The following is a 26,369-nucleotide window of genomic DNA, read 5'->3' as shown; positions in this document are numbered from 1 at the left end:
CGCAGACTGCCACACGTCCGTACTGATGGGTAGGGGTGTCAGCCCGTCAGCTCGGCGGTCAGCGCACCGGTGGCCGCCCCGGCCAGCGACTCCACGGTGTCGATCCCGCTCTGCTGGTCCGCCGAACCCTCGCTGAGCACCGCCACCAACAGTTCCCGCCCGTCGTGGGTGACCCGCCCGATGCTGTTCACCACCCAGAGCCCGGTGGCGGTGCGCGCCAGCCAACCGTTCTTCAGGGTGTACGCGCCGTCCTGGTCGGCGGCCGAGACGCCCCAGTCCTGATCGGTGGCGACCTGGCCCATCAGGCCCTGGAGGTACGCCCGCCGGTCGGCGCTCAGCGGCGATCCGGTGCCGAACACCACCTGGAGCAGCCGGAGTTGGTCGGTGGCGGTGGTCTCGGTCAGCCCCCAGTGGCCGTCCGGGCCGGCCGTGGTGGCGGTCAGCCCGAAGACCTGGTTCGCGGCGTCCAGCCCGGTCGCCTCGCCCACCGCCGTATAGAGGGTGTCGGCGGCGTCGTTGTCGCTCTGCTCGATCATCAGCGCTGCGGTCGCCTGCTCACCGGCCGTCAACTCCCGTCCCGCCTGCTGCCGTTGCCAGAGCAGCGCGGCCAGGATGTCCGCCTTGACGATGCTCGCGGTGACGAACGACCCGGTCCCGTACGAAGCGCTCACCCCGCTCGCGGTGTCCAGCACCGCGACGGACACCGGGCCCTGTGCGGCCACGGCGGCTGCGGCGGCCCGGACGGCGGGGGCGGGGTCGGTGGGAGCGGGGGAGGTCGAGGCGACGGTGGATCGGACGTCCGCCACCGGGGTCGACAGGCTCGGCGGGGCCTGGAGGAGGTGGAGCGCCAGGGCGGCCAGGGCGAGCACCAGGGCTGCCGCCAGGGTGCGGAGGGTGCGTCGCTTCGGGGTCCGGTGAGTGCCTGCCATGCCGTCGAGGTTCGGCGCCGCCGATGGGGCCCGGCTGAGCCGGGGGTGAGCGGCGGCTGAGAATCCGCCGGCCCGGTTGGCATACGCTCAGCGGGTGGACCAGAAGAACATCCCGAACCCCGGATTCGCCGACGACGACGGCACCGCCGACCCGCGCCTGAGCGCCGCCCTGGCCGCCTGGGCGGCCGACCGGACCGGACCGGCCGCCGAGTCCGAGCTGCTGGCCGCCCTGACGGCCGGTCGGCTGATGGTCCCGATCGTGGCCCTGCTCGGCGAGGTGGAGACCGACGCCAACGGGCTCAAGCACGAGAAGACCAGTGACATGGCCGTCCCGCTGATCGAGGCCGCCGACGGACGCCGGGCGCTGCCCGCCTTCACCTCGCTGGAGACGCTGGCCCGCTGGCGCGCCGACGCCCGGCCGGCGCCGGTGGCCGGGCCGCAGGCCGCGATGGTCGCCTACTCCGAGCGGGCCGACACCCTCCTGATCGACCCGGCCGGTCCGGTGTCGTACCCCGTCGACGGGGCCCGGCTGCGGGCGCTGGCCGAGAACCGGCGCTACCTGCCGCCGGTCGAGGACCCGGACGTGCAGGCTGCGGTCGCGGCGCTGGTCGCGGCCGAACCGGCGGTCCTGCGGTCGGAACTGCGCCCCGGCACCGAGACGGACGCGGTGCTCGCCCTCGCCCTCGCCGACGGCACCCCGGTCCAGGAGCTCGCCCAGCGCCTCGCCACCGCCCTCGCGGCCGACCCGGTCCTCCGGGTCCGGCTCAACCGGGGGCTGGACCTGGCACTGCTGCGCTGAACCTCTTGCCTGCGCCCCGGGTCCAGGAGCTCGGGGCTGCGCCTTTGGCGGGGCGTCCCGTTGCACTACCCAGGGACTCGGGGGCTGCGCCCTTGGCAGGGCGTCCGGTTGCACTACCCAGGGGCTCGGGGCTGCACTTTTGGCAGGCGCTCAGCGGTCGACTACCCAGGGGCTCGGGGCTGCACTTTTGGCAGGCGCTCAGCCGTCAACTACCCAGGGGCTCGGGGAACTGCGAGGAGATCTGGCGTTCGGGTCACTGCGAAAGTCCCTGACCACCTACGCGACGATCACCTTGCACTAGGTCGGCGTCGCAGTTCCCCGAGCCCCTGACTCCGTAGCGGGCTGACCACCTGCCAAAAGGTCGGCGTCGCCCGCGCGGCGGAGCCGCACATCAGCAGCGCCCCGAGCCCCTGGCGGTGAGCCTGTGGCTCAGCTGTAGACCGGCCCGGTGAACTTCTCGCCCGGGCCGGAGCCGGGGGCGTCCGGGACGAGGGAGGCCTCGCGGAAGGCGAGCTGCAGGGAGCGCAGGCCGTCGCGGAGGGGCCCGGCGTGGAAGTTGCTGATCTCGGGGGCACCGGCGGTGACCAGGCCGGCCAGGGCGGTGATCAGCTTGCGGGCCTCGTCGAGGTCCTTGTCCTTCTCGCCGCCCTCGGCGAGCCCGCACTTGACGGCGGCCGCGCTCATCAGGTGCACCGCCACGGTGGTGATCACCTCGACCGCGGGGACCTCGGCGATGTCGCGGGTGAGATCGTCGAAGCCGATCTCGTCGTTGGGGGTGCTGTCGCTCACGGGGGCTCACTTCTCAGTGGAAACGGGTACACCTGGGAGCGTACAGAGGAGCGGCCCGCCCTCCGGCCACCGGCCCGGAGGCCCGGAATACCACCCTCGGCGGAAACGCTGTATGCTTCGAGACTGACCGGCCAGGAGACCGCAAGGTAGCCCGGCCAGCAAGTGGAGGCTCCACTCACAGGAGGCCCGAGAGGGCAACCGCGAAAGTCTCCCACCCGATCGTCCTCGCGGTCGACGGGTCCGGTCCGCGACACCTGAGCCGCAAGGTTCCAGCGAGTCGCCGAGCAGCGCCCTTCGAAAGAAGGTGCCGCCCCCGGTTGTGTGGAGCCCCGCTTGTGTACCGAGCGGGGCTTTTTTCGTGTCGCGGTGCGTACGCCAGTGGGCAGCGCAGCACGAATGAAGCCCCGCCCAGTGGTCGAGTCCACTACGTGCGACCGCCGTCCGACGGCCGCAGCGCAGAAGGTGCAACCTAGGAGGCCCCATCAGCACCGAGCCCCGCATCAACGACCGGATTCGCGTCCCCGAGGTGCGACTCGTCGGTCCCAGCGGCGAGCAGGTCGGCATCGTGCCGCTTGCCAAGGCGCTGGAGCTCGCGCAGGAGTACGACCTCGACCTGGTCGAGGTCGCGGCGACCGCCCGGCCGCCGGTGTGCAAGCTCATGGACTACGGCAAGTTCAAGTACGAGTCGGCCATGAAGGCCCGTGAGGCGCGCAAGAACCAGGCGCACACGGTCATCAAGGAGATGAAGCTCCGGCCGAAGATTGACCCGCACGACTATGACACCAAGAAGGGTCACGTCGTCCGGTTCCTCAAGCAGGGTGACAAGGTCAAGATCACGATCATGTTCCGTGGTCGCGAGCAGTCCCGCCCCGAGCTGGGCTTCCGACTGCTGCAGCGACTGGCGAACGACGTCCAGGACCTGGGCTTCGTGGAGTCGTCGGCCAAGCAGGACGGCCGAAACATGATCATGGTTCTTGGCCCGCACAAGAAGAAGACCGAGGCGATGGCCGAGGCCCGTGCGATCGCGGACGCCCGCAAGGCGGAGCGTCAGGGTCGCACCGGTCTTCCGGACGACGCCCTGGACGACGCCGACGACGCCGCTCTCGAGGCCGAGAACGCGGCGCTCGAGGCGGAGGCGGACGAGGACGACGACACCGATGAGGTGGACGTCGACGAGACCGCCGAGGTCGAGGCCGAGGCCAGCGAGGTCGAGAAGCCGGCCGAGACCACTCAGGACGCCTGAGCGGTTCGGTCAACGAGGTAGTGGGGCGGCCCGCCCCACCCACCAGATCCATCCAGTCCCCGCCCGGGCGGTAACGCGCGGGCGGGGGCGGACCGACGAGGAGATACGGCGACATGCCGAAGCAAAAGACCCACAGCGGCGCCAGCAAGCGCTTCAAGATCAGCGGCTCCGGCAAGGTGCTGCGCGAGCGTGCCGGCCGTCGCCACCTGCTCGAGCACAAGCCGTCGACGCTGACCCGCAAGCTGGCCGGCACCGTCGTGGTTTCCCCCGCCGACGCGAAGAAGATCAAGAAGCTTCTCGGCAAGTGATCGCCTCCTGCGGCCGATGGCCGCGGGACCCCGGCTGATCCTTTCCGACCCATTCGTTTACGGACCGCGTGAAGTAGTCCGTGGTCCAACCCAAGGAGTAATGAAGTGGCACGCGTCAAGCGGGCAGTAAACGCCCACAAGAAGCGCCGGGTCATCCTCGAGCGGGCCAGCGGTTACCGTGGCCAGCGGTCGCGCCTGTACCGCAAGGCCAAGGAGCAGGTCACCCACTCGCTCGTTTACAACTACAACGACCGCAAGAAGCGCAAGGGTGACTTCCGTCAGCTCTGGATCCAGCGCATCAACGCTGCGGCCCGTGCCAACGGCATCACGTACAACCGCTTCGTGCAGGGTCTGAAGATCGCGAACGTCGAGATCGACCGCAAGATGCTGGCCGAGCTGGCCGTCAACGACCCGGGCGCGTTCGCCACGCTCGTCGAGGTCGCCCAGAAGGCGCTGCCCGAGGACGTCAACGCCCCGCGCGTCGCGGCCTGACTCGATCCGGTTCCGGATCGGCAGCACAGCTGACACACCCAGACCCGCAGGTTCGCCTGCGGGTCTGCGTGTTTCCAGCCCCCTGACACACCGTCACCCCAGAGACGAGACCATGCAGAGCACCGAACCCCCCCTGCTCACCTCCCTGCGTTCGCCCCGCGTGATCGCCGCCCGCAAGCTGGCCAAGCGCAACCAGCGGAGCAAGGAGCGGCGCTTCCTGGCCGAGGGCCCGCAGGCGGTGCGGGAGGCGGTCGCGTACGGGCGGCTGGACTCGGGGGAGCACGCGGTGGTGGAGATCTACCTCACCCTGGAGGCGGCCGAGCGGCACGCGGAGATCGTGGACGCGGCGCTGGCCGAGGGCCTGCCGGTGCTCACCGCGACCGACGAGGTGATCGGTGAGATCTGTGACACCGTCACCCCGCAGGGCATCGTGGCGCTCTGCCGGTTCCTGGACACCCCGTTCGAGCATGTGCTCGCGATGGAGCCGCAGCTGGTCGCCGTGCTGGCGCACGTGCGCGACCCCGGCAACGCGGGCACCGTGCTGCGGACCGCCGACGCGGCGGGGGCGGACGCGGTGATCCTCACCGACGCCTCGGTGGACCCGTACAACCCGAAGGCGGTCCGGGCCTCGGTGGGCAGTCTGTTCCACCTGCCGTTCGCGGTCGGGGTGCCGGTCGAGCAGGCGGTCGCCCGGCTGCGCGAGGCCGGCGTCCGGGTACTGGCCGCCGACGGCGCGGGGGACCGCGACCTCGACCAGGAGCTGGACGAGGGCACCCTCGGCGCGCCCGGGGCCTGGGTCTTCGGCAACGAGGCCTGGGGCCTGCCGGAGGAGACCCGCGCACTCGCGGACGAGGTGGTGCGCGTGCCCATCCACGGACACGCCGAGAGCCTCAATCTCGCCACGGCCGCCGCCGTGTGCCTGTACGCCTCCGCGCGCGCCCAGCGGTCCCCCGGAGGGTGTCGCGCCAAGGGGTAGGGGCGCTAGGGTCGGACAGTGGGGGCACGTACACAGTGGGTAAGCGGGGAGGCAACCCATGGTCGGCACCGAACTGGACTTGGACGACCTGCCGGACGGGCTGGTGATCGCCGACGCGTCCGGTGCGGTGGTCCGTTTCAACCGGGCCGCCGCCCGGCTGACCGGCGTCCGGCCCGAGGCGGTGCTCGGCGTGCCGTTGGAGCAGGCGCTGCCGCTGGAGGACCTGGACGGCCGCCGCTGGTGGCCGCTGACCGACCCGTACGGCGGCCTGCCGATCCGGACCGGGCAGCCGGAGCGGAACCTGCTGCTGCCCGGCGGCCGGGAGGTGCTGGTCTCCGCCCGGTACGTCCGGGAGTCGCCGCGCGGGCCGGTCCGGCAGGTGGTGGTGGCGCTGCGCGGCACCGAGGCGCGCCGGCGGACGGAGCGCAGCCATGCCGAGCTGATCGCCACCGTGGCGCACGAGCTGCGCTCCCCGCTGACGAGCGTGAAGGGCTTCACCAAGACGCTGCTGGCGAAGTGGGAGCGCTTCACCGACGGCCAGAAGCGGGTGATGCTGGAGACGGTGGACGCGGACGCGGACCGGGTCACCCGGCTGATCGCCGAGCTGCTGGACATCTCCCGGATCGACGCCGGGCGGCTGGAGCTGCACAAGCAGGTGGTGGACCTGCCGGCCGCGGTCCGGCGGCACGTGGACGGCAAGCTGGCGGCGGGCATCGCCGCCGACCGCTTCGACATCCGGATCGAGCAGCCGCTCACCCAGCTCTGGGCGGACCCGGACAAACTCGACCAGGTGCTGGCCAACCTGCTGGAAAATGCCGTGCGCCACGGTGAGGGGACTGTCACGATCGAGGTGGCGGCCGCCAAGGAAGTGGTGGAGAGCGCCGGTCGGGAACGAGTCCTGGAAGGGACGGCGGTGACGGTGAGCGACGAGGGCAGCGGGATTCCGGAGGAGTCCATGCCGCGCGTCTTCACCCGCTTCTGGCGCGGCTCCAAGCGCGGCGGCACCGGCCTCGGCCTCTACATCGTCAAGGGCATCGTGGAGGCCCACGGCGGCACCATCCGGATCAGCCGGGCGCCCTCCGGCGGCGCCTGCTTCCGATTTATCCTGCCCGCCGGAGTGCCCGACTTCATGCTCTGAGGAAGTCCGGCCCGGCGGGCGGTTCGCAGGCTGCGACTACACTCGACCTTTGCGTTGTGTGACGCCCTGCGCGGCTGTGCCGCGGACACCCCTCCTGATCGTCTCGGGACCGGCTGCCCGTGTCCCGGCCACGCAGTGCGTAGCGCACGGGCGAGGCACCCCTTCACGAGCAGGAGCACGGGAAAGATAGCGATGTCGGCACCCAATAGTTCGTACGACCCGGTAGAGGTCGAGGCACTCAAGCCCGAAGAGGTCGAGCGCGCCCGGGACGAGGCCCTCGCGGCCTTCGCCGCGGCCGGCACCCTCGAGGAGCTCAAGCAGGCCAAGGTCGCGCACACCGGTGACCGCTCGGCCCTGTCGCTCGCCAACCGCGAGATCGGCGCGCTGCCCCCGCAGGCCAAGGCGGCGGCCGGCAAGCTGATCGGCCAGGCCCGCGGCGCGGTCAACCAGGCGCTGGCGAAGCGTCAGGTCGAGCTGGAGGCGGAGCGGGACGCCCGCGTGCTGGTCGAGGAGGCGGTGGACGTCACGCTGCCGTACGACCGCACCCCGCGCGGCGCCCGGCACCCGCTCACCACGCTGGCCGAGCGGATCGAGGACACCTTCGTGGCGATGGGCTACGAGGTGGCCTCGGGCCCCGAGGTCGAGGCCGAGTGGCTCAACTTCGACGCGCTCAACCTGCACGAGGACCACCCGGCCCGGTCGATGCAGGACACCTTCTTCGTGCAGGCCCCGGACGGCTCCGCCGACTCCGGCGTGGTGCTGCGCACCCAGACCTCCCCGGTGCAGATCCGCACCATGCTCGACCGCGAGCCGCCGCTGTACGCGGTGAGCCCCGGCCGGGTGTACCGGACGGACGAGCTGGACGCCACCCACACCCCGGTGTTCCGCCAGGTCGAGGCCATCGCGGTGGACGAGGGCATCACCTTCGCCGACCTCAAGGGCACCATCGAGCTGCTGGTCGAGAAGCTGATCGGTGGCGGCCTGGAGCTGCGCTGGCGGCCCTCGTACTTCCCGTTCACCGAGCCGAGCGCCGAGATCGACCTGCAGTGCTTCGTCTGCCGGGGCGAGAGCGTCGGCAACCCGGACCGCCCCTGCCGGACCTGCTCCTCCGAGGGCTGGATCGAGCTCGGCGGCTGCGGCGTGGTCAACCCGCGCGTGCTGGTCGCCTGCGGGGTGGACCCGCAGCGCTACAGCGGCTTCGCGTTCGGCCTTGGCCTGGAGCGCATTCTGATGAACCGCCACAACGTCGCCGACATGCGCGACATGGTCGAGGGTGACGTCCGTTTCACCCTCCCGTTCGGGATGGAGATCTGATGCGCGTCCCGCTCTCCTGGCTGCGTGAGTACGTCGACCTTCCGGCGGGTGAGACCGGCCGTGACGTCGCGGCCCGCCTGGTCCGGGCCGGTCTGGAGGTCGAGACGGTCGAGCAGATCGGCGCCGACCTCAAGGGTCCGCTGGTGGTCGGTCAGGTGCTCTCGATCGAGGAGCTGGCCGGCTTCAAGAAGCCGATCCGGCACTGCTTCGTGAACGTCGGCGACGCCAACGGCACCGGCGAGCCGCAGGAGATCGTCTGCGGCGCGACCAACTTCGCCGTCGGCGACAAGGTCGTCGTGGTGCTCCCGGGCGCGGTGCTGCCCGGCCCGTTCCCGATCGCCGCCCGGCAGACCTACGGCCACACCTCGGCCGGCATGATCTGCTCGGCCCGCGAGCTGGGCATGGGCGACGACCACAACGGCATCATCGTGCTCCCGCCGGAGTACGAGCCCGGCACCGACGCGATCGAGCTGCTCCAGCTGGTCGACGAGGTGCTGGACATCGCGGTCACCCCCGACCGCGGCTACTGCCTCTCGATGCGCGGCGTGGCCCGGGAGGCCGCCGCCGCGTACGGGCTGCCGCTGGCCGACCCGGCGCTGCTCGACGTGCCGCCGGCCAACTCCTACGGCTACCTGGTCAAGGTGGCCGACCCGGTCGGCTGCGACCGCTTCGTGGCCCGCACCGTCACCGGGGTGGACCCGGCCGCGCAGTCGCCGCTCTGGCTCCAGCGCCGGCTGCAGAAGTCGGGCATCCGCCCGATCTCGCTGACCGTCGACATCACCAACTACGTGATGCTGGAGGTCGGTCAGCCGCTGCACGCCTACGACCGCAGCCGGGTGGACGGGCCGATCCAGGTCCGTCGCGCGGCCGAGGGCGAGACCCTCACCACGCTGGACGGCACCACCAGGAAGCTGTCCGCCGAGGACCTGCTGATCTGTGACAACTCCGGCCCGATCGGGCTGGCGGGTGTGATGGGCGGCGCCTCGACCGAGATCGTCGACCCGGTGACGGACCCGGAGACCGGTGTCACCACCGGTTCGACCGAGATCATCATCGAGGCGGCGCACTTCGAGCCGGTCACCATCGCCCGTTCGGCGAAGCGGCACAAGCTGCCCTCCGAGGCGTCCAAGCGCTTCGAGCGCGGCGTCGACCCGGAGGCCGCCCGGGCCGCCGCGCAGCGCGCGGTGGACCTGCTGGTGCTGATCGCCGGCGGCACCGCCGAGGCGGGCGTCACCGACATCGCGGCGTCCTTCCCGGTGCGCACCATCGCGATCGACGCGGACCTGCCGGACCGGGTCGCGGGCACCCAGTACGGCCGCGAGACCGTCACCCGGCGGCTGCAGGAGATCGGTGCCACCGTCGCGGGCGCCGACATCCTGGAGGTCACCCCGCCGAGCTGGCGGCCCGACCTGACCGACCCGTACGACCTGGCGGAGGAGGTCATCCGGCTCGAGGGGTACGACAACGTTCCCGCCCGGATGCCGATGGTGCCGCCGGGCCGCGGGCTGACCGAGGCCCAGCGCTTCCACCGCCGGACCGGCGTGGCACTGGCCGCGGCGGGCTTCGTCGAGGTGAACACCTACCCGTTCATCGGCGAGGCCGCGCTGGACGCGCTCGGCCTGGACGCCGCCGACGCCCGTCGACGGACCGTCAAGCTGGTCAACCCGCTGAACGACGAGGAGCCCTCGCTCCGCACCTCGCTGCTGCCTGGCCTGCTCGGCGCGCTGCGGCGGAACGTCGGCCGGGGCAACACCGATCTGGCGATCTTCGAGCAGGGCACGGTCTTCCTGCCCAAGCCGGAGCTCAAGGTGGCGCCGCGACTGCCCGTCGACCGCCGTCCGACCACCGAGCAGCTGGCCGAGCTGGACGCGGCGCTGCCGCACCAGCCGCGCCGGGTCGCCGTCGCGCTGGCCGGTGAGCGGCTGCCGTCCGGCTGGTGGGGCAGGGGCGCCGGGGCCTCCTGGGCGGACGCCGTCGAGGCGGCCCGTACGGTGGCCCGCGCCGCCGGGGTCGAACTGACGGTCCGCCAGGCGCAGTACGCGCCCTGGCACCCGGGCCGGTGCGCCGAGCTCTCGGTGGCCGGCACCGTGGTCGGCCACGCCGGTGAGCTGCACCCGCGGGTCATCAAGGCGCTGCACCTGCCGGAGCGCACCTGCGCGATGGAGGTCGACCTGGACCTGCTGGGCGCCGACCTGTCCGGCCGGGTCTCCGGCCCGCCGGTCTCCGGCTACCCGGTGGCCACCCAGGACGTGGCGCTGATCGTCGACACCGCCGTCCCCGCCGCCGAGGTGGAGACCGCGCTGCGCGACGGGGCGGGCGAACTGCTGGAGTCCCTCCGGCTGTTCGACGTCTTCACCGGTGAGCAGGCGGGTGCGGGCAAGAAGTCGCTGGCGTACACGCTCCGGTTCCGTGCCCTCGACCGGACGCTGACGGCCGAGGAGGCCACGGCCGCCCGCGAGTCGGCGGTGGCGGCCGCCGCGGCCCGTACGGGCGCGGTGCTGCGCGGCGCCTGACGTTCAACCGCAGGTCAGCAGGGCTCCACCCCCGGTCCTCCGGAGGGTGGGGCCCTGTTTCGTTGCGCGCTCAACTGCCGGATTTTTGGTGCAAGTTGCCGCCGGACTCTTGCGGTCCGGGTGCCGGACGCGCTTCAATCCTCACCAGTTAGGAAAGTTTCCTAATCCCCCCGGCTTACGGAGCGCCCCCATGTACGCGCTGAACCGTCGTACCGCCCTCACCGGCCTGCTGGCCGCCACCGTCTCGCTGACCCTGCTCGGCGGCACCTCGCAGGCCGCCGGCGTCGGCCTGGACGACCCCGCGAAGAAGGAGATCGCGATGAAGCTGGTCTCCAGCGCGGAGAACTCCTCGCTGGACTGGAAGTCCCAGTACAAGTACATCGAGGACATCGGTGACGGCCGAGGCTACACCGCCGGCATCATCGGCTTCTGTTCCGGTACCGGAGACATGCTCGACCTGGTCGAGTACTACACCCAGGTCAAGCCCGGCAACATCCTGGCCAAGTACCTGCCCGCCCTGCGCAAGGTGGACGGCACCGAGTCGCACGCCGGCCTCGGCTCGGCCTTCGAGAAGGACTGGGCGACCGCCGCCAAGGACAGCACCTTCCAGCAGGCCCAGAACCACGAGCGCGACCGGGTCTACTTCAACCCGGCGGTCAGCCAGGGCAAGGCCGACGGCCTGCGCGCGCTGGGCCAGTTCGCGTACTACGACGCCATCGTGATGCACGGCAACGGCGGCGACTCCACCAGCTTCGGCAACATCCGCAAGCGGGCCCTGGCCAAGGCCAAGACCCCGGCCCAGGGCGGCGACGAGACCACCTACCTGAACGCCTTCCTGGACGCCCGGAAGTGGGCGATGCAGCAGGAGGAGGCGCACTCCGACACCAGCCGGGTGGACACCGCCCAGCGGGTCTTCCTGAAGGCGAAGAACTTCGACCTCAACCCGCCGCTCAAGTGGAAGGTCTACGGCGACAGCTTCAGCATCAACAGCTGACGGATAACGTTTGGAAATCCGGCCGGGAGCTGTGATCCGATGTCCGCTGCGATCCCGCCACCCGGTGGGCACCAGAGACTGGACACCTCCGATCATGCACTCCGACGCCACCACCCCCGCGCAGCCGCCCCGGCGGCAGGGCCCGCCACCCGCCCTGACGGCGTACCGGTCGCCGCGCGGCCTCGCGCTGGCGGCCTCGGTCCTGGTCGGGGTGGTGGCCCTCGCCGACCTGCTGGACGCCGCGATGGCCTTCGTGGTCCGCGGTGACTACCAACGGCTCGTCGACGAGCAGGGGGCCGGGGACGTCGCGCTCAACAGCGCGGTGGTGTGGGCGGGAACGTCCATGCTGGAGGTCGTGGCGCTGGTGGCGGCCGGCGTGGTCTTCGCCTGCTGGTTCGTCCGGATCCGGAAGAACGCTGAGCTGCTGGCCCCGCAGGCTCCGCACCGTCGGGGTGCGGGCTGGGTGGTCTGGGGCTGGATCGTCCCGGTGGTCTCGTTCTGGTTCCCGTTCCAGATCGCCCGGGACTGCTGGCGGGCGAGCACCCCGAAGGGTGACCCGTGGGGTTCGGAGCTGCTGCTGCGCCTCTGGTGGGCGGCGTGGCTGCTGTCGCTGGCCGTCGGCCAGCTCGCCCAGCGGCTCGTCAGTGCCGCAGAGACGCCGGAGGCGTACGTCACCGGCTTCGGGGTGACCGTGGTGGCCGACCTGGTGGACGTGGTCGCCGCGGTGCCGGCGATCCTGGTGCTGCGCAGGCTGACGGCGCTTCAGGACGCCAAGGCGGTCCGGGCCGCAGCGGAGTTCCGACCGGCGGCCGCCTGGCAGTGGCAGGCCTGACGGGCGGTCGATCGGGGGCGTGGGCTTGTGGGAGCCCGCGCCCCCGATCTCCTTTTCCTCAGCAGCCGTTGAGCACGGAGGTGAGGGCCGACTTCTCGGCACTGTCGACGGTGAGGTGGTAGTAGTACTTCACCTGCACCCAGGCACGCACGTAGGTGCAGCGGTACGCGGTGCGCGGCGGCAGCCAGGTGGACGGGTCCTGGTCGCTCTTGCTCTGGTTGCTGTTGTCGGTGACCGCGATCAGCTGAGGCCGGGTCAGGTCGTTGGCGAAGGCCTGCCGCTGCGCGGTGGTCCAGGCCCAGGCGCCGGAGCGCCACGCCTCGGCGAGCGGGACCATGTGGTCGATGTCGATGTCGCTGGAGGCGGTCTCGGTGATGTCGTCGTACTGGCTGTACCAGGAGCCCGAGGTGGCGGCGCAGGTGGAGCTGGTGACCACGTTGACGCCGTCCCGCTTGAGCACGGTCTCACGGGTGTCGCAGGAGCCGGAGACGGTGCTCCAGTGCGGGAAGAGCGCGCGGTCGTAGGTCGAGGCGTGCGAGTCGGCGGCGACGGTCAGGCCGGCCAGGTAGGTCCGGGCGGTGGCGGCCGACACCGGCGTCGGCAGGGCGGCCTGAGCAGGGGCGGCGATGCCGAACAGGGCGGCCGAGGCCAGGACGGCGGCACCGGCCGCAGCGGCGGCGCGACGAACTCGGGACATGGCGAACTCCAGTACTCGACGGGGGAGTTGGACCACCCGACGGGTCGGGTGGCGGCGCCCCGCCATCATGGAGGGCCTCTGGTTTACGCGGGTAGACCCGGGAGGTAAATTTCTGACGGTGACTCTTCACCGAAGCCGCCTGCGGATGCGGCCGGCCGGGGCAGCGGTGATCCTTGGAGGGTCCGATCGCTGCACAGGAAGGACCGAGCCGTGTTCGAAAAGCTGAAGAGCATGATCAAGGGCCACGAGGACACCGTGCGGACGGGAGTCGACAAGGCGGGCGACGCCGTCGACGAGAAGACCGGCGGCAAGTACAGCGGCCAGGTCGACACCGCCCAGCAGAAGCTCAACGAACAGCTCGGCACCCAGGAGCCGCCCGCACCGCAGTAGCCCGCACGCGCCGGGGCCCCGTACCGATCGCGGTACGGGGCCCCGGCGCGTGCGGGTGGGGTCAGGCGTTCACGGTGTAGTCGTAGAAGCCGCGGCCGGACTTGCGGCCGAGCAGGCGGGCGTCGACCATCCGGGAGAGCAGCGGGGGAGCGGCGTAGAGCTGCTCCTTGTACTCGTCGTACATGCTGTCGGCGATCGACAGGATGGTGTCCAGGCCGATCAGGTCGCAGAGCCGGAGCGGGCCCATCGGGTGGGCGCAGCCGGCCTCCATGCCCTTGTCGATGTCGGCGGCGGTGGCGACGCCCGACTCGAACATCCGGACGGCCGACAGCAGGTACGGCACCAGCAGCGCGTTGACCACGAAGCCGGCCCGGTCGCGGGCCCGGATCGGCTCCTTGCCGAGCACCTGGACGGCGAAGTTCTCGGTCCTGGCGGTGGTCTCGGCGGAGGTGGTGAGGGTCGGGATGACCTCGACCAGGCGCTGGACCGGGGCGGGGTTGAAGAAGTGCAGGCCGATCACCTGCTCCGGGCGGGAGGTGGCGGCGGCCAGCTTCACGATCGGGATGGAGGAGGTGTTGGAGGCCAGGATGGCGTCCCGGCGCTCGACCACCTGGTCCAGGGTCTGGAAGATCTTGTTCTTGATCTCCTCCTGCTCCGCCACCGCCTCGACCACCAGGTCGCGGTCGGCGAAGTCGCCCAGGTCGGTGGTGAAGGCGATCCGGGAGAGGGTCTCGGCGCGCTGCTCCTCCGTCAGCTTCCCGCGCTGGACGGCGGTCTGGAGCGAGTTGGTGAGCCTGGTCCGGCCGAGCTCCAGGGCCTCCCCGGTGGCCTCCGAGACCAGCACGTCCAGGCCCGAGCGGGCGAAGACCTCAGCGATGCCCGACCCCATGAGGCCGCAGCCGACTACTCCGACGCGCGCGATGTCACTCACTCAGTTGCCCTCTTCACGGTGGAGCTGGGGGTGCCCAGCATGCGGTACGGCGGAGGCGCGCCGGTGTCGTGGCCGTACACGCCGCCCGGACGACGGTACTACCCGGCTACCGGTGAGTTCATCTCCGGTCCGGGATCTGGTGCCGGTCGGATGGTACGGGTACGAATGCTGAGCCGATCGGCTGACAAGCGGCCCGGTCGGCCCCGGTGGTCCGGTCCGGGCGCCCGGAAGGCCCGAAGAATACGGAGCAGTCGAGGAGGGAGCACGTCAGCATGCCTACGGGATCACTCGCAGGGCAGGTCGCGCTGGTCACCGGGGCGGGCCGCGGGATCGGGCGGGAGATCGCCATCGGGCTGGCCGCCGAGGGAATGGCGGTGGGGCTGGTCGGCCGCAACCACGGGGTGCTGGTGGAGACCCTCAAGCAGTGCGTCCGGCACGGCGCACGCGGGGTCGCGGTGACGGCGGACGTGACCAGGCCGGGCGCCGTCCGGGAGGCGGTCCGGGCGGTCGAGCGCGACCTCGGGCCGGTGGACCTGCTGGTCAACAACGCCGGTCAGGTGGACCGGGACGAGGTGCCGCTCTGGGAGACCGACCCGGTCCAGTGGTGGCAGGTGGTGGAGACCAACCTGCGCGGTCCGTACAACCTGCTGCGCAGCGTGCTGCCGGGGATGGTCGAGCGGGGCCGGGGACGGGTGGTGAACCTCAACTCCGGGTTCGCACTGAGGCCGGACGGCCACTACACCGCGTACGCCACCTCGAAGGGCGCCCTGCTGCAGCTCTCCGACAACATCGCCGACTCGCTGGCCGCGCACCGGGTGGTGGTGCTGGACATCAGCCCGGGGGCGGTGGAGACCGAGATGACCGCCGGGATGCCGATGTTCAAGGACATGAAGGCGTGGGGGAGCATCCCGTACATGGTGGCGGTCACCGTGGACGCGGCCCGGGGGCGGTTCGACGCGCTGCACGGCCGGTTCATCCACGCGGGCCGGGACAACCTGGAGCTGCTGGTGGGCCGTGCCGAGGAGATCCGGGAGGCGGACGCCAGGACGCTGCGGCTGCGGGCCTACGGCGAGGAGGACCCGCTCGGCTGAGAAGCCTTTTTCGTCCCATTGACGATAAGGCGGGCGGCGCCTTATCGTCATGGGGACGATTAAAGCTGTCCAGAGGGGGACCCCATGGCCGACATCACCAGGCGCTTCGGCTTCCGGCATCTGCGGGCCGCGCCGACCTCGCACGTCCGGCACCTGAGTGGCGGGAAGCTCGCCCACGACGGCACCGGGCTGGCGTTCTGGTTCCGGCCGCGCACCGCCGCGATCTCCGAAGTGCCCGCCGACGACCGTGAGCTGGCGATGCTGTTCCACGCCGGCACGGCCGACTTCCAGGACCTCACGGTGCAGGCCGCCGTGACCTACCGGATCGTGGACGCCGCGGTGGCCGCGACCCGGGTGGACTTCGGCATCGACCCGGACACCGGCCGCTGGCGGGCCGAGCCGCTGGACCAGCTCGGCACCCTGCTGACCGACATCGCCCAGCAGTACGCGCTGGAGCTGATCGCCCGCACCTCGCTCGCCGAGGCGCTGGCCGACGGCATCACCGCGCTGCGGCACCGGATCGCCGAGGGCCTGGCCGACGAGCAGCGGCTGTCCGAGACCGGCCTCTCGGTGGTCGCGGTGCGGATCACCGCGCTGCGGCCGGAGGCCGAGATGGAGCGCGCGCTGCGCACCCCGACCCGCGAGCAGGTCCAGCAGGACGCCGACCGGGCCACCTACGAGCGGCGCGCGGTGGCGGTCGAGCGGGAGCGCGCGATCGCCGAGAACGAGCTCGCCAGCCAGATCGAACTCGCCCGGCGGGAAGAGCAGTTGGTCGAGCAGCAGGGCGCCAACGCCCGCCGGCTGGCCGAGCAGAACGCGGCCGCCGACGGCATCAGGGCCGAGGCCGAGGCGGTCCGCCGCACCCGGCTCGCCGCCGCCGAGGCGGAGGCGGCCCGGATCCTGGCCAGTGCGCAGGCCGACTCCGACCGCGACCTCGGCGCCGCGAAGGCCGAGGCGGAGGCCGCCTGGCTGACCGCGCACCAGCAGGCCGGCCCGGAGGTGCTGCGCGCGCTCGCGCTGATCAGGCTGGCCGAGCACCTGCCGAACATCGACAGCATCACGCTCACCCCCGACGTGCTGACCGGCCTGCTGACCAGGCTCGGCACCGACCGGTGAGCCTGGCGCCCCGGGTGGTGCTGGTGCACCGCCGCACCGAGTACGAGGAGTTGCTCGCCCGGCACGGCTCGCGCGGGCAGGCGTCGTTCTTCACCGGTTCACGCGGCCGCTCGCTGGCCGAGGTGGAGGAGCGCCACCACCGTTCGCTGGCCGCGCTCGCCGAGGTGGCGGGCGCGGTGCCGCTGGACTGGCGGCGCAGCCGGGTCGAGCGGACGGACCTGGACCGCTTCCTGTTCGGGCCCGAGGACCTGGTGGTCGTGGTCGGCCAGGACGGGCTGGTGGCCAACGCCGCCAAGTACCTCAGCGGCCAGCCGGTGATCGGCGTCGACACCGAGCCCGGACGCAACCCCGGCGTGCTGGTCCGGCACCGGCCCGACCAGGCCGGGCGGCTGCTCCGGGCCGCCGCCGGCCCGGGTGCGGAGCGGCAGTTGGAGGAGCGCACGATGGTGGAGGCGGTCGCCGACGACACCCAGCGGCTGCTCGCGCTGAACGAGGTCTACCTCGGCCAGAGCGGCCACCAGACCTCGCGCTACCGGCTCGCCGTCGGGGGTGGTCCCGAGGAGGCGCAGGCGTCCTCCGGGGTGCTGGTCGGCACCGGGACGGGGGCGACCGGCTGGTGCCGCTCGGCCGCACTGGAGCGGGCCGGCGCGCTGCCGCCGCCCGGGCCGACCGCGTCCGCGCTGGCCTGGTTCGTCCGGGAGGCCTGGCCCTCGCCCACCACGGGCACCGCGCAGGTGCAGGGCCTGCTCGCCCCGGGCGAGGCACTGACCCTGACGGTCGAGTCGGACCGGCTGATCGCCTTCGGGGACGGCGTGGAGTCGGACGCGCTCCAGCTGAGCTGGGGTCAGACCGTCCGGGTGGGGGTGGCGGCGCAGCGGCTGCGGCTGTTCGTCTGACGGGCGGTCAGGGGCCAGGCCCCGGGTGAACGGGGTTCAGCGCGGGCGCAGCCCGTCGAAGAGCACCTCGAAGATCCGCTCCCGGGCCGCCGGGTCCGCCCCGAGCTGCTCCATCGTCGCGCCGGTGCCGACCAGCAGGGCGATCAGCTCCGGCAGGCCCAGCTCCGGGCGGACCGCCCCGGCCCGCTGCGCCCGGCCGGCAGCTCGGCCAGCCGGGCCTGGATCTCCGCACTCGACTCCCGCAGCGACGCGTGCGCGTCCACCCCGGCCGCGGCGAGCGCCAGGGCGAACTCGTTCTTGCCCGCGGACCGGTCGATCACCAGCCGGAAGCAGGCGAAGAACGCGGTGCTCGCGGAGCGGTTCGCGCAGGTCGCCGCGGACTCGCCGGTGCGGTTGACCGCGACGAACGTGGTGGTCCGGGAGACCGAGGACCCGGAGGTGATCGTCGCCGAGTTCGACTACCTGGTGCACCACCGGGTGACCGGGCGGGACTTCTCGGCCGGCACCATCCAGGTGCTGCGGGTCCGCGACGGACTCATCGTCAGCAGCCGGGACCACCACGACCACCTGGCCCTCGCCGTGGCCGGCGGCGAGCTGTCGCAGCTGGTGGCGGCGCTGGAGGGAGACGTGACCGGTTAGCCGGTGGAGTCCCCCGGGCCGCTCCGGGGGAAGGCCGGGGGCTGGGCCGGGCCGGGGCCCAGGGTGGTGGTGCCGGGGGCGGCCCGGTGGCCGAGGCCGGTGCGGTAGACGTCCAGGGCGAGGCCGGTCCGGCCGGTGCGGCGGTACAGGTCGCCGAGCAGGCGGCAGAGGTCGGCCAGGTCGCCCGCCGCGCCGGTCTGTTCGAGCAGCGAGAGGGCGCGGACGTAGTGCTCCTCGGCCTCCGGGGCGCCCTGCTCCTCGGCGATCAGGCCGAGCAGGCGGTGCGCCCCGGCGGCGTGCACGGCGCCCCGGTGCGGGCCGAGCCGGTCGAGCAGGGCGTGCAGCAGCAGGCCGGCCTCCTGGAGGCGGCCCCGGCGGCGGAGCACGTCGGCGAGCTCCACGTCCACCTGGTGGGTGAAGAGTTCGGCCTGCTGGACGGTCAACATCTCGCGGGCGGTGCGGAGTTCGTGCTCGGCCTGCGCCAACTGGCCCGCCTGGGCGTGCACGTAGCCGCGCATCCAGTGGCACTTGGCCAGGTCGGAGCTGAGCCGCAGCCGCTGGTAGAGCTGCTGGGCGCGGGCCAGCGAGGTGTCCGCCTCGGTGATCCGCCCCGCCGCGATCAGGGTCCGGGCGACGCTCCGGTGCAGCCCGGCGACCAGCGCCGGGTCGGTGGCGGTGGGGGCCAGTGCGAGGGCCAGTTCGGCGGCCTGGGCGGCCCGGGTGTGCGCGCCCATGTCCATGTACGGGCCGATGACCGCCGCGTAGAGCAGCAGCAGGGCGTCCGGATCGGGCAGGCCGGCGGCGTTCAGCTGGTCGATCGCGGTCTCCAGCAGGTAGCAGGAGTACCGGAGTTCACCGGAGAGCAGGTACGCCACCGCGCGGCCCCGGACGGCGGCGGCGCGCTGCGGCAGCGGCTGGTCGGCGAGCAGCTGCTCGGCGGCCTCGAAGTGTTCCCTGGCCTGCTCCAGCCGCCCGCTCTCCAGCGCGCACTCGCCGAGCCCGAGCAGGGCGGCGGGGCGGACGGCGGTGATCTCCTCCCGCTCGGCCCGCTCCAGCACGGCGGCGAAGCCCTCGCCGGCCGGCCCTGGCCGGCCGGCCGCGAGCAGCGCCTGGGCCTCGGTCAGGGCGAGCCGCAGCTCGGTGGCCAGCTGGGCCGGACGGCCGGTGGCCAGCTCGTCCTGGGTGACACCGAGTCGCTCGGCCAGGTAGCGCAGGGCCGCCTCCGAGGGGCGGACCCGGCCGGCCTCCAGGGTGGAGACGTAGGCGGCGGTGTAGCCGTCGCCGGCCAGCGCCCGCTGGGTGAGTCCGCGTTCCCGGCGCAGCTGTTGCAGCCGCTGCCCGATCGCGGCGGCGTCGGTCCGCACCGTCATGCCCACGTCCTCCCAGGTCGGCCGCCGTGCCGGCGGCCCGTGCTGTCCGCCCCATTGTCGGGGTCCCGGCGGGTGGCCTACATTAACTCACCACTTAAGTCTGATTAACCATCAACTTACCTCCCTGGGGGGACCCTCGTGCACCGCAGCAGAATCAGCACCCTCGCGCTGACCGGCGCGCTCGCCCTGGCCGCGCTCGGCAGCACCCCCGCCTCGGCGGCCCCGGCCCCGGTGACCCGCCCCGGCCACCAGGTCGAGAGCTTCGCCGAGGACGGCACCATCTCCCGCGCCGAGGCCCCGGGCGGCTCCCCGTTCGCCGCCGCGCGCGGCCTGGCGGCGACCGAGGCGGCCGGGGTGACGCCGATCGTGCAGAACGGCAGCACCGCGACCCGGCTCGACATCGTGATGGTGGGCGACGGCTACACCGCCGACCAGCAGGCCAAGTTCCGGGCCGACGCCACCGCCAAGTGGCAGGAGATCTCGGCGGTCGAGCCCTACCGGACCTACCGGGGCCTGTTCAACGTCTGGGCCGTGGAGGCCGTCTCGGCCGAGTCCGGGGTGAGCGGCGACCCGGACAAGGCCACCGTGCGGAAGACCGCGCTCGGCTCGTACTTCTGGTGCGACGACGTCGAGCGGCTGCTCTGTGTGGACACCGACGCGGTGGAGCGGTACGCCGCCAAGGCCCCGCAGGCCGACCTGGTGGTCGTGGTGGCCAACAGCGCCAAGTACGGCGGCGCGGGCTACAACGACGTGGTCTCCCCGCTCGGTTACTCCGGCATCGCCACCGTGGCGGGCGGCAACGCGCTGTCCGGGCAGATAGCCGTGCACGAGACCGGGCACTCGCTCGGCAAGCTGGCCGACGAGTACTTCTACGAGGGCCAGGGCAGCTACCCGGGCAAGGAGCCGACCGAGGTCAACATCTCCCAGCAGACGGCGGCCCAGCTGCGCCGCAGCCACACCAAGTGGTACCGCTGGCTCGGCCAGACCTCCCCGGACGGCGGCACCGTCGGCGCGTACCTGGGCGGCGGCTACTACCCGCAGGGGCTGTACCGGCCGACCGACAACTCGATCATGCGGTCGCTGGGCCGGGAGTTCAACCTCCCCGGCCGGGAGGCGATGATCGCCGGGTTCTACCGCTACGCCAGCACGCTGGGCAGCAGCACACCGACCTCGGCCAAGCTCACCACCGCCGACCGGCTGAGCGTCGAACTGCCCGCGCCCGGCACCCGGTTGCGCTGGTACCTGGACGGCCGTGAGCTGACCGGGCTGCGCGACCGCACCGCGCTCGCCCTCACCGAGCTCAGGCTGACCGGTCCCAAGAGCCGCCCACACCAGCTCACCGCCATGGCCACCGACCCGACCACGGCCGTCCGTGACCCCGAGCTGCGGGCCGGCCTGACCGACTCGCTCAGCTGGCAGGTCACCCGCTGACCGGCCCCGCCGCGACCGCCCGCTCGGCCGCCCGGATCAGGTGGGCGGCGTGCACCTTGCGCCACAGGCGGTCGCGGTCGGCCCGGGTGAGGTCGGTCAGGGTGAGGCCGAAGACGTCCGCGAGTGCGGCGAACCAGTCGGCGGGCTCCAGGAGTTCGCGCTCGCTGCGCCCGGCGGCGTCGGTGCGCACCAGCACCAGGCCGCGCAGCCCGTCCGAGCCGCCCGCGTCCCGGCGCAGCGCGCAGGCCACCCGGGCGAACGGGGAGTCCGGCGCGGTGGAGAGCCAGCTGTGCCGTTCCCGGAAGTCGGCCGGCCCGGCGGGTTCCGGCCGGAAGTCCATGCCGGGGAAGGCGCCCCGCGGGTCGTGCTCGAAGCGCCAGCCGCCCGGCTCGGCCGCCGAGGGCAGCAGGCCGAAGGTGAACGGTCCCTGACGGTACGTCCCCTCGGCCAGCGGCAGCGGCTCGTGCAGCGCCTCGCCGAGCCCGGCGTCCGCGAACCAGAGCCGCTGCTCGCACTCCACCGTCAGCGCCAGGTGGTTGGCGTTCGCCCCGGCCGGGACGGTCGGATCGTTCTGCACCCCACCGACGTGCCAGGTCACCCGGTAGCCCAGCGCGGTCAGCAGCGCCGCGAACGCCCCGTTCAGGTGGAAGCAGTATCCGCCCCGCCCGGCCAGGATCCGCCGCACCGACTCGACCGGCTCGATCGTGGTCGGCCGGCCCAACTGGATCTCCAGCGTCTCGTACGGCACCCGCTCGACCTGGGCCCGGTGCAGGGCGAACAACCCCTCCACCGTGGGGCGCCCCGGCCGCGCCACCCCGAGCCGGCGCAGGTACCCGTCGACCATCTCGTCAGTCAGCATGCGGGCACACTAATCGGTATGACCATCAGCCGATCGGCACTCCGAGAACTCCCGCCCGGCGTCGAGGACCTGTACGTCGAACTGGCCGCCCCGCCCCGCCTGGTGGCGCACCTGCGGCTGGTGCACGACGTGGCGGTCCAGCTGCTGACCGGCTTCGCCGAGCGCTGGCCGGAGCTCACCGTGGACGCCGAAGCGGTCCGGTTCGGCGCGGCCACCCACGACCTGGGCAAGGTCCGCCACCCGGAGGAGCTCAGCACGCCCGGCTCGCTGCACGAACCCGCCGGGGAGCGGCTTCTGGTGGAGCTCGGGTACCCGCCGTCGGCGGCCCGGTTCGCCGGTTCGCACGGCTCCTGGACGCGCCCCGGCGTCAGCACCGAGGAACTCCTGGTCAGCCTCGCCGACAAGGTCTGGAAGAACAGCCGGATCACCGGACTGGAGGACCTGGTCGGAGCCCGGATCGCCGCCGCCACCGGGCAGCAGCCGTGGGAGGTCTTCCTGCACCTGGACGACCTGCTCGGCGCGATCGGGGCGGGGGCCGACCGGCGGCTCGCCCACCAGGCGGCGCACCCGTTGGCCGGGTGAGGGTTGGTCAGGTCAGCTCGTCGGCCAGCAGGTCCATCAGCAGGCCGTCGTGCCAGACCCCGTCCGAGCCTCGCTCGTAGGCCCGCAGCACGCCGACCGGGCGGAAGCCGACCTTGGCGTAGCAGCGGATCGCGGCGGCGTTGTCGGCGGCCGGGTCGATCACCAGGCGGTGGTAGTCGAGGGTGCAGGTGAGGTGACGGGCCAGCACCCGGACGGCGTCGGTGCCCAGGCCATGACCGTGCACGGCGGGGTCGAGGAAGATGTCGATGCCCGCGTGCCGGTAGTCCGGCTCGTTCTCCGCGTACCACTGGACGGCGCCGACCACCCGGCCCGCGTGCTCGATCGCGAACACCTCGGTCCCCGGGTCGGCCAGGTCCGCGGCCACCTCGGCGGGCAGGTCGCCCGTCCCCCGCCAGCGGGCGAACACCTCCGGGGTGGCCCGGATCGCGGCCAGCGGGACGACGTCCTCGGCGGTGGCGGGGCGCAGCGTGACGGCGACGCCGTACAACGTGGTCGACATGGACCGGACGTTACCCGCCCGGGCCGGAACCGGCGCGCCCGTTTCTGACCTCCTGTCAGCCGTGGACACGGGGACCTGGCGGCGCGGGCGGTGGGTGGCGGGAGCGGCCGTCCTGGTGACGGCGCTGCTGGTGCGGCCCGCCCTGCTGCCGAACCGGCCGGGGCACCTGGGCAGCCTGCTGGAGACCTTCCTGCCCTGGCTCGGACTGGCCCTGCCGGTGCTGCTGCCGGCCGCGCTGCTCCGCCGCTCCGCCACGGCGGGCCTGGCGGTCACGCTCGCGCTGCTGGTCTGGACGGTGCGGTTCCTCCCGCCCGCCGCCGACGGGGGCCGGACCGGGCTGACGGCGGTTCAGCACAACGTGGACGACGCCAACCCCGACCCGGCCGGCACCGCCCGGACCCTGGCCGACAGCGGGGCGGACCTGGTCGCCCTGGAGGAGCTGCTCCCGGAGCGACTGCCCGACTACCAGGCGGTCCTGGGCGCCGACCGCCCGTACCGCGCGGTCGAGGGCACCGTCGGCCTCTGGTCCAGGTACCCGCTCACCGACGTCCGGCCGGTCGACCTCAAGCCCCGCGCCCTGACCGCCGACTGGCGCCGGGCGCTCCGGGCCACCCTGCACACCGGGGCGGGCGAGACGGCGGTGTACGTGGTCCATCTGCCCTCGGTCCGGCTCGGCCCCGGCGGCTACGGCACCGACCGCCGGGACGAGAGCGCCCGACTGCTGGCCGCCGTGCTCGCGGCCGAACCGCTGCCCCGGGTGATCCTGCTCGGCGACCTCAACGGCGCCTTGGACGACCGTGGCCTGGCCCCGGTCACCCGGCTGCTCGGGGAGAACGGCCGCCGGGAGTTCAGCTGGCCCCGGAGCTTCCCGCTGGCGCGGATCGACCACGTGCTGACCCGGGGCGCGAAGGTGTCCGGCAGCCGGACCCTGCCACCCACCCCGAGCGACCATCTGCCGGTGGCGGCGCGGATCGACCTGGGGCCGCCCCGTCCGGGCCGCGCCGGCCCGGTGGCGGAGCCGAACGAGTCACAGCCGGGCCGATCCGGAAGGGGACCGCCCCGGCTCGGATAGCCTGGGCCGACGATGGAAAGTTTCACGACGTCATGGGGCGAGTTCGAGCTGAGCCGCTTCCCCGAGGACCAGCGCGACCGCCTCCGGGCCTGGGACGCCGCCGACGAGTACCTGCTCCGGCAGCTGCACGGGATCGACGGCGCACCGCCGGTGGACCTGAGCGGGCGGGTGGTGCTGCTCGGCGACCGCTGGGGCGCCCTGGCCACCGCGCTCGCCGCGCACCGGCCGACCCAGATCTCCGACTCCTGGCTCGGCCGCCGGGCCACCGCCGACAACCTGGCCCGCAACGGCGCCGAGCCGGGCGCGGTCGAGCTGCTGACCACCCAGGACCCGCCGCCCGAGCGGATCGACGTGCTGCTGGTCCGGGTGCCGAAGAGCCTGGCGCTGCTGGAGGACCAGCTGCACCGGCTGGCGCCCGCCGTCCACTCCGGCACGGTGGTGATCGGGGCCGGCATGGTGACCGAGATCCACACCTCCACGCTGCACCTGTTCGAGCGGATCCTCGGCCCGACCAGGACCTCACTGGCAGTCAGGAAGGCCCGGCTGATCCACTGCACGCCCGACCCGGCGCTGCCCAGGGCCGCCAGCCCGTGGCCGATCAGCTACGCCCTCCCCGACGGCATCGGCCCGGTCTCCGGCCGGACCGTCACCAACCACGCGGGCATCTTCTGCGCCGAGCGCCTCGACATCGGCACCCGCTTCCTGCTCGCCCACCTCCCGGCCACCACCGGGCCGAAGCGGATCGCCGACCTCGGCTGCGGCAACGGCGTGGTCGGCACCGCCGCCGCGCTGGCCAACCCCGAGGCCGAGCTGCTCTTCGTGGACGAGTCGTACCAGGCCGTCGCCTCCGCCGAGACGACCTTCCGGGCCGCGCTCGGCGCGGCGGCGAAGGCCGGGTTCACGGTCGGCGACGCGCTGGCCGACGCCGAGCCGGACTCGCTCGACCTGGTGCTCAACAACCCGCCGTTCCACACCCACCAGGCCACCACCGACGCCACCTCCTGGCGGATGTTCACCACCGCCAAGCGGGCGCTGCGCCCCGGCGGCGAGCTCTGGGTGATCGGCAACCGGCACCTGGGCTACCACGTCAAGCTGCGCCGGCTGTTCGGCAACTCACAGGTGGTCAGCAGCGACCCGAAGTTCGTGCTGCTCCGGGCGGTCAAGGACTAGCCTCCGCAGCCTCCGGTCTCGCCTAGAGACCGGGTTCGACGCCGAAGTCGGCCGGGGCCGGGGCCTGTTCGGCCAGGGCCTCGCCGACGGCCAACCGGGCCCGGAGCCGGAGCACCGAGCCGGTCGGCACCCCCGCCAGCAGTTCCTGCCGGACCGCCAGGTCGAGCGGCTCGCCGACCCGCTGCGAGAGCAGGTCGGCCCGCCCCTCGACCGGGGCGGCGGAGAGCACCTGGACGCTCGCCGCCACCCACCCCGCCAGCCGGGGGTGCGGGGCGACCGCGAGCAGGCGGACCCGCAGGGCGGTGAGGTTCTCCACCGGGGCGACCATCGTTCATACCTCCAGGGCGGCCGGGGCTCCGGCCAACAGGTCGACGATCGCGGAAGCGATCGGCAGACCGGTGTGCGATTCGTAGTAGCTGTACGCGGGCATCGGGTTCACCTCGAAGCAGACCCAGTCTCCGTCCGGCCGCTCCCGCAGGTCGATCCCGGCCAGCGGCAGCCCGAGCTCCGCGGCCAGCGCGACCGCGCGCTTCTCGATCCCGGGAGGCAGCTCGTACGCGGTCAGCTCGGCGCGCAGCCCGTCTCGCTCGGCGTAGCGGTAGTCGACCGCCGGGCAGTCCACGGCCGCGGCGAAGGCCCGGTCGCCGACCACGTGCACCCGGACGTCGCGGCCCGGCACGTACGCCTGGAACTGGGTCGGCAGCCCGCGCACCAGGTGCAGCCGTGACTCGTCGGCGGCGGTGAACTCCCGGACGATCGACCGGATGCCGCTGGTCGACTTGTAGACCAACCGACCGTGCTCGGCGTGGAACGCGCGCACCTCCGCCGGGTCGTCGGTGACCAGGGTCTCCGGCACCGGGAAGCCGGCCCGGGCGATCAGCTGGGCCTGGTACGGCTTGGACCCGTTGGACTCCATCGCCCGGGGCCGGTTCACCACGAACGCCCGGGCCACGTCCAGCCACTCGGTGAACCACCGGTGGAAGGCCGCCGTCCTGGCCCGGGCGGCGGTGTCGCCCCCGGGGGCCGGGGGCTCCAGCGGGCGGGCGTAGACGGCGGTGATCCCGTCCAGCGCGAGCCGCTGGCCCTCGGCCAGCAGGTACCCGGCCAGCCCGGCGCCGCCGACGAAGTCGTAACGTGCCAGCCGGGTCTGATCGACCACCAGGTGGCGCAGGCCCGCCGCCCGGGCGGCGTCGGCCGCCAGGGTGAGCGGCGGGTCGTCGGGGCAGCCGTAGAAGACGATCATGCGCGGCTCCCGGACGGAGGGCACGGACTGCGGGG

At 73.0% G+C, this 26,369-nt stretch carries 30 protein-coding genes; 19 read left to right on the top strand and 11 right to left on the bottom strand.

Annotation, left to right across the window (positions count from 1 at the left end; translation table 11 throughout):
* Positions 1–38: 38 nt before the first annotated feature.
* A complete protein-coding gene (locus tag ACIRPK_RS02395; RefSeq protein ID WP_403031732.1) occupies positions 39–929 on the bottom strand; it encodes a serine hydrolase in 891 nt (296 codons plus the stop codon).
* Between the two features lie 94 nt (positions 930–1,023).
* Between ACIRPK_RS02395 and ACIRPK_RS02390 the strand changes: the two genes are divergently transcribed.
* Complete coding sequence (locus ACIRPK_RS02390; protein WP_403031730.1) at positions 1,024–1,728, top strand: SseB family protein; 705 nt, start codon at positions 1,024–1,026, stop codon at positions 1,726–1,728.
* Between the two features lie 429 nt (positions 1,729–2,157).
* On the opposite strand, the gene ACIRPK_RS02385 is transcribed toward ACIRPK_RS02390, so the two are convergent.
* Complete coding sequence (locus tag ACIRPK_RS02385) at positions 2,158–2,517, bottom strand: DUF1844 domain-containing protein (protein WP_403031727.1); 360 nt, start codon at positions 2,515–2,517, stop codon at positions 2,158–2,160.
* Positions 2,518–2,998: 481 nt separating this feature from the next.
* Here ACIRPK_RS02385 and infC point away from each other — a divergent pair, with 481 nt between their 5' ends.
* The 9 genes from infC to ACIRPK_RS02340 all read left to right on the top strand — a co-directional run bounded on the left by infC (position 2,999) and on the right by ACIRPK_RS02340 (position 12,327).
* Positions 2,999–3,760 (top strand): translation initiation factor IF-3, encoded by a 762-nt coding sequence (gene infC, locus ACIRPK_RS02380; RefSeq protein WP_403032718.1) that lies wholly within the window; start codon positions 2,999–3,001, stop codon positions 3,758–3,760.
* Positions 3,761–3,873: 113 nt separating this feature from the next.
* Positions 3,874–4,068, top strand: coding sequence for a 50S ribosomal protein L35 (rpmI, locus tag ACIRPK_RS02375; protein WP_184911858.1), 195 nt, complete (start codon positions 3,874–3,876; stop codon positions 4,066–4,068).
* 105 nt (positions 4,069–4,173) lie between these two features.
* Entirely contained in the window at positions 4,174–4,560 is a 387-nt protein-coding gene (gene rplT, locus ACIRPK_RS02370; RefSeq protein WP_184911856.1) for a 50S ribosomal protein L20, read from the top strand.
* A gap of 112 nt (positions 4,561–4,672) precedes the next feature.
* Positions 4,673–5,536, top strand: a complete 864-nt coding sequence (locus tag ACIRPK_RS02365) for a TrmH family RNA methyltransferase (protein ID WP_403031724.1) — start codon at positions 4,673–4,675, stop codon at positions 5,534–5,536.
* 58 nt (positions 5,537–5,594) lie between these two features.
* A complete protein-coding gene (locus ACIRPK_RS02360; protein WP_403031721.1) occupies positions 5,595–6,674 on the top strand; it encodes an ATP-binding protein in 1,080 nt (359 codons plus the stop codon).
* A gap of 192 nt (positions 6,675–6,866) precedes the next feature.
* A complete protein-coding gene (gene pheS, locus ACIRPK_RS02355; RefSeq protein WP_403031718.1) occupies positions 6,867–7,988 on the top strand; it encodes a phenylalanine--tRNA ligase subunit alpha in 1,122 nt (373 codons plus the stop codon).
* Positions 7,988–10,501, top strand: coding sequence for a phenylalanine--tRNA ligase subunit beta (pheT, locus tag ACIRPK_RS02350; protein WP_403031716.1), 2,514 nt, complete (start codon positions 7,988–7,990; stop codon positions 10,499–10,501). Before pheS ends, pheT begins: the two co-directional genes overlap by 1 nt.
* A gap of 190 nt (positions 10,502–10,691) precedes the next feature.
* Positions 10,692–11,495, top strand: a complete 804-nt coding sequence (locus ACIRPK_RS02345) for a chitosanase (protein ID WP_403031714.1) — start codon at positions 10,692–10,694, stop codon at positions 11,493–11,495.
* 94 nt (positions 11,496–11,589) lie between these two features.
* Positions 11,590–12,327 carry a DUF4328 domain-containing protein gene (locus tag ACIRPK_RS02340; RefSeq protein ID WP_403031711.1) on the top strand — a complete coding sequence of 246 codons (738 nt, stop codon included), beginning with the start codon at positions 11,590–11,592 and terminating at the stop codon, positions 12,325–12,327.
* A 58-nt stretch (positions 12,328–12,385) separates the two neighbouring features.
* On the opposite strand, the gene ACIRPK_RS02335 is transcribed toward ACIRPK_RS02340, so the two are convergent.
* Positions 12,386–13,024, bottom strand: a complete 639-nt coding sequence (locus tag ACIRPK_RS02335; protein ID WP_403031709.1) for an HNH endonuclease family protein — start codon at positions 13,022–13,024, stop codon at positions 12,386–12,388.
* A gap of 210 nt (positions 13,025–13,234) precedes the next feature.
* On the opposite strand from ACIRPK_RS02335, the gene ACIRPK_RS02330 reads away from it, so the two are divergent.
* A complete protein-coding gene (locus ACIRPK_RS02330; protein WP_255359218.1) occupies positions 13,235–13,414 on the top strand; it encodes an antitoxin in 180 nt (59 codons plus the stop codon).
* Between the two features lie 61 nt (positions 13,415–13,475).
* On the opposite strand, the gene ACIRPK_RS02325 is transcribed toward ACIRPK_RS02330, so the two are convergent.
* Positions 13,476–14,345, bottom strand: a complete 870-nt coding sequence (locus ACIRPK_RS02325; protein WP_403031706.1) for a 3-hydroxybutyryl-CoA dehydrogenase — start codon at positions 14,343–14,345, stop codon at positions 13,476–13,478.
* A 272-nt stretch (positions 14,346–14,617) separates the two neighbouring features.
* On the opposite strand from ACIRPK_RS02325, the gene ACIRPK_RS02320 reads away from it, so the two are divergent.
* The 3 genes from ACIRPK_RS02320 (at position 14,618) to ACIRPK_RS02310 (ending at position 17,448) form a co-directional block, all read left to right on the top strand.
* Complete coding sequence (locus ACIRPK_RS02320; protein WP_403031703.1) at positions 14,618–15,436, top strand: SDR family NAD(P)-dependent oxidoreductase; 819 nt, start codon at positions 14,618–14,620, stop codon at positions 15,434–15,436.
* Between the two features lie 84 nt (positions 15,437–15,520).
* The gene (locus tag ACIRPK_RS02315) at positions 15,521–16,552 is read left to right on the top strand and encodes an SPFH domain-containing protein (protein ID WP_403031700.1); all 1,032 of its coding nucleotides are present in this window, start codon (positions 15,521–15,523) and stop codon (positions 16,550–16,552) included.
* Positions 16,549–17,448: a hypothetical protein gene (locus ACIRPK_RS02310; protein ID WP_403031697.1), complete on the top strand. Its 900-nt coding sequence runs from the start codon at positions 16,549–16,551 to the stop codon at positions 17,446–17,448. Before ACIRPK_RS02315 ends, ACIRPK_RS02310 begins: the two co-directional genes overlap by 4 nt.
* Before the next feature lie 36 nt (positions 17,449–17,484).
* Here the strand turns inward: ACIRPK_RS02310 and ACIRPK_RS02305 are convergent, their stop codons facing one another.
* Positions 17,485–17,583 (bottom strand): hypothetical protein, encoded by a 99-nt coding sequence (locus tag ACIRPK_RS02305; RefSeq protein WP_403032715.1) that lies wholly within the window; start codon positions 17,581–17,583, stop codon positions 17,485–17,487.
* An 8-nt stretch (positions 17,584–17,591) separates the two neighbouring features.
* On the bottom strand, positions 17,592–17,768 hold the full coding sequence (locus ACIRPK_RS02300) for a hypothetical protein (protein ID WP_403032774.1): 177 nt from the start codon (positions 17,766–17,768) through the stop codon (positions 17,592–17,594).
* Between ACIRPK_RS02300 and ACIRPK_RS02295 the strand changes: the two genes are divergently transcribed.
* Positions 17,746–18,087: a nuclear transport factor 2 family protein gene (locus tag ACIRPK_RS02295; protein WP_403032772.1), complete on the top strand. Its 342-nt coding sequence runs from the start codon at positions 17,746–17,748 to the stop codon at positions 18,085–18,087. The genes ACIRPK_RS02300 and ACIRPK_RS02295 overlap by 23 nt on opposite strands.
* Here the strand turns inward: ACIRPK_RS02295 and ACIRPK_RS02290 are convergent.
* Positions 18,084–19,457, bottom strand: coding sequence for a helix-turn-helix domain-containing protein (locus ACIRPK_RS02290; protein WP_403031694.1), 1,374 nt, complete (start codon positions 19,455–19,457; stop codon positions 18,084–18,086). The genes ACIRPK_RS02295 and ACIRPK_RS02290 overlap by 4 nt on opposite strands.
* Positions 19,458–19,595: 138 nt before the next feature.
* Here ACIRPK_RS02290 and ACIRPK_RS02285 point away from each other — a divergent pair, with 138 nt between their 5' ends.
* A complete protein-coding gene (locus tag ACIRPK_RS02285; RefSeq protein WP_403031691.1) occupies positions 19,596–20,888 on the top strand; it encodes a M64 family metallopeptidase in 1,293 nt (430 codons plus the stop codon).
* On the opposite strand, the gene ACIRPK_RS02280 is transcribed toward ACIRPK_RS02285, so the two are convergent.
* The gene (locus ACIRPK_RS02280) at positions 20,878–21,747 is read right to left on the bottom strand and encodes an arylamine N-acetyltransferase (RefSeq protein WP_403031688.1); all 870 of its coding nucleotides are present in this window, start codon (positions 21,745–21,747) and stop codon (positions 20,878–20,880) included. The two genes, ACIRPK_RS02285 and ACIRPK_RS02280, sit on opposite strands and share 11 nt — an antisense overlap.
* 18 nt (positions 21,748–21,765) lie before the next feature.
* Here ACIRPK_RS02280 and ACIRPK_RS02275 point away from each other — a divergent pair, with 18 nt between their 5' ends.
* The gene (locus tag ACIRPK_RS02275; protein ID WP_403031685.1) at positions 21,766–22,329 is read left to right on the top strand and encodes an HD domain-containing protein; all 564 of its coding nucleotides are present in this window, start codon (positions 21,766–21,768) and stop codon (positions 22,327–22,329) included.
* A gap of 7 nt (positions 22,330–22,336) precedes the next feature.
* Here ACIRPK_RS02275 and ACIRPK_RS02270 read toward each other — a convergent pair whose 3' ends face one another.
* Positions 22,337–22,849 carry a GNAT family N-acetyltransferase gene (locus ACIRPK_RS02270; RefSeq protein WP_403031682.1) on the bottom strand — a complete coding sequence of 171 codons (513 nt, stop codon included), beginning with the start codon at positions 22,847–22,849 and terminating at the stop codon, positions 22,337–22,339.
* Positions 22,850–22,901: 52 nt separating this feature from the next.
* On the opposite strand from ACIRPK_RS02270, the gene ACIRPK_RS02265 reads away from it, so the two are divergent.
* The gene (locus tag ACIRPK_RS02265; RefSeq protein ID WP_403032712.1) at positions 22,902–23,921 is read left to right on the top strand and encodes an endonuclease/exonuclease/phosphatase family protein; all 1,020 of its coding nucleotides are present in this window, start codon (positions 22,902–22,904) and stop codon (positions 23,919–23,921) included.
* 12 nt (positions 23,922–23,933) lie between these two features.
* Positions 23,934–25,091 carry a methyltransferase gene (locus tag ACIRPK_RS02260; RefSeq protein WP_403031679.1) on the top strand — a complete coding sequence of 386 codons (1,158 nt, stop codon included), beginning with the start codon at positions 23,934–23,936 and terminating at the stop codon, positions 25,089–25,091.
* Positions 25,092–25,113: 22 nt separating this feature from the next.
* Here the strand turns inward: ACIRPK_RS02260 and ACIRPK_RS02255 are convergent, their stop codons facing one another.
* Both ACIRPK_RS02255 and ACIRPK_RS02250 read right to left on the bottom strand, forming a co-directional pair.
* Positions 25,114–25,419, bottom strand: a complete 306-nt coding sequence (locus ACIRPK_RS02255; RefSeq protein WP_403031677.1) for a hypothetical protein — start codon at positions 25,417–25,419, stop codon at positions 25,114–25,116.
* 3 nt (positions 25,420–25,422) lie between these two features.
* Positions 25,423–26,334 carry a RimK family alpha-L-glutamate ligase gene (locus ACIRPK_RS02250; protein WP_403031674.1) on the bottom strand — a complete coding sequence of 304 codons (912 nt, stop codon included), beginning with the start codon at positions 26,332–26,334 and terminating at the stop codon, positions 25,423–25,425.
* Positions 26,335–26,369 lie beyond the last annotated feature (35 nt).

Origin of the sequence: Kitasatospora sp. NPDC101801, from assembly GCF_044766665.1 — a bacterium.
GTDB lineage: Bacteria > Actinomycetota > Actinomycetes > Streptomycetales > Streptomycetaceae > Kitasatospora.
Note: the sequence above shows the minus strand (reverse complement) of the source record. Positions and strands in the feature narration are given on the sequence as shown.

Coding starts and splice junctions, on each gene's coding strand:
- ACIRPK_RS02345 (WP_403031714.1), top strand. CDS start 10,692: ATGTACGCGCTGAACCGTCGTACCGCCCTCACCGGCCTGCTGGCCGCC.
- pheT (WP_403031716.1), top strand. CDS start 7,988: ATGCGCGTCCCGCTCTCCTGGCTGCGTGAGTACGTCGACCTTCCGGCG.
- ACIRPK_RS02270 (WP_403031682.1), bottom strand. CDS start 22,849: ATGTCGACCACGTTGTACGGCGTCGCCGTCACGCTGCGCCCCGCCACC.
- ACIRPK_RS02395 (WP_403031732.1), bottom strand. CDS start 929: ATGGCAGGCACTCACCGGACCCCGAAGCGACGCACCCTCCGCACCCTG.
- rpmI (WP_184911858.1), top strand. CDS start 3,874: ATGCCGAAGCAAAAGACCCACAGCGGCGCCAGCAAGCGCTTCAAGATC.
- pheS (WP_403031718.1), top strand. CDS start 6,867: ATGTCGGCACCCAATAGTTCGTACGACCCGGTAGAGGTCGAGGCACTC.
- ACIRPK_RS02315 (WP_403031700.1), top strand. CDS start 15,521: ATGGCCGACATCACCAGGCGCTTCGGCTTCCGGCATCTGCGGGCCGCG.
- ACIRPK_RS02260 (WP_403031679.1), top strand. CDS start 23,934: ATGGAAAGTTTCACGACGTCATGGGGCGAGTTCGAGCTGAGCCGCTTC.
- ACIRPK_RS02360 (WP_403031721.1), top strand. CDS start 5,595: ATGGTCGGCACCGAACTGGACTTGGACGACCTGCCGGACGGGCTGGTG.
- ACIRPK_RS02250 (WP_403031674.1), bottom strand. CDS start 26,334: ATGATCGTCTTCTACGGCTGCCCCGACGACCCGCCGCTCACCCTGGCG.
- ACIRPK_RS02290 (WP_403031694.1), bottom strand. CDS start 19,457: ATGACGGTGCGGACCGACGCCGCCGCGATCGGGCAGCGGCTGCAACAG.
- ACIRPK_RS02280 (WP_403031688.1), bottom strand. CDS start 21,747: ATGCTGACTGACGAGATGGTCGACGGGTACCTGCGCCGGCTCGGGGTG.
- ACIRPK_RS02255 (WP_403031677.1), bottom strand. CDS start 25,419: ATGGTCGCCCCGGTGGAGAACCTCACCGCCCTGCGGGTCCGCCTGCTC.
- ACIRPK_RS02340 (WP_403031711.1), top strand. CDS start 11,590: ATGCACTCCGACGCCACCACCCCCGCGCAGCCGCCCCGGCGGCAGGGC.
- ACIRPK_RS02335 (WP_403031709.1), bottom strand. CDS start 13,024: ATGTCCCGAGTTCGTCGCGCCGCCGCTGCGGCCGGTGCCGCCGTCCTG.
- ACIRPK_RS02365 (WP_403031724.1), top strand. CDS start 4,673: ATGCAGAGCACCGAACCCCCCCTGCTCACCTCCCTGCGTTCGCCCCGC.
- ACIRPK_RS02275 (WP_403031685.1), top strand. CDS start 21,766: ATGACCATCAGCCGATCGGCACTCCGAGAACTCCCGCCCGGCGTCGAG.
- ACIRPK_RS02320 (WP_403031703.1), top strand. CDS start 14,618: ATGCCTACGGGATCACTCGCAGGGCAGGTCGCGCTGGTCACCGGGGCG.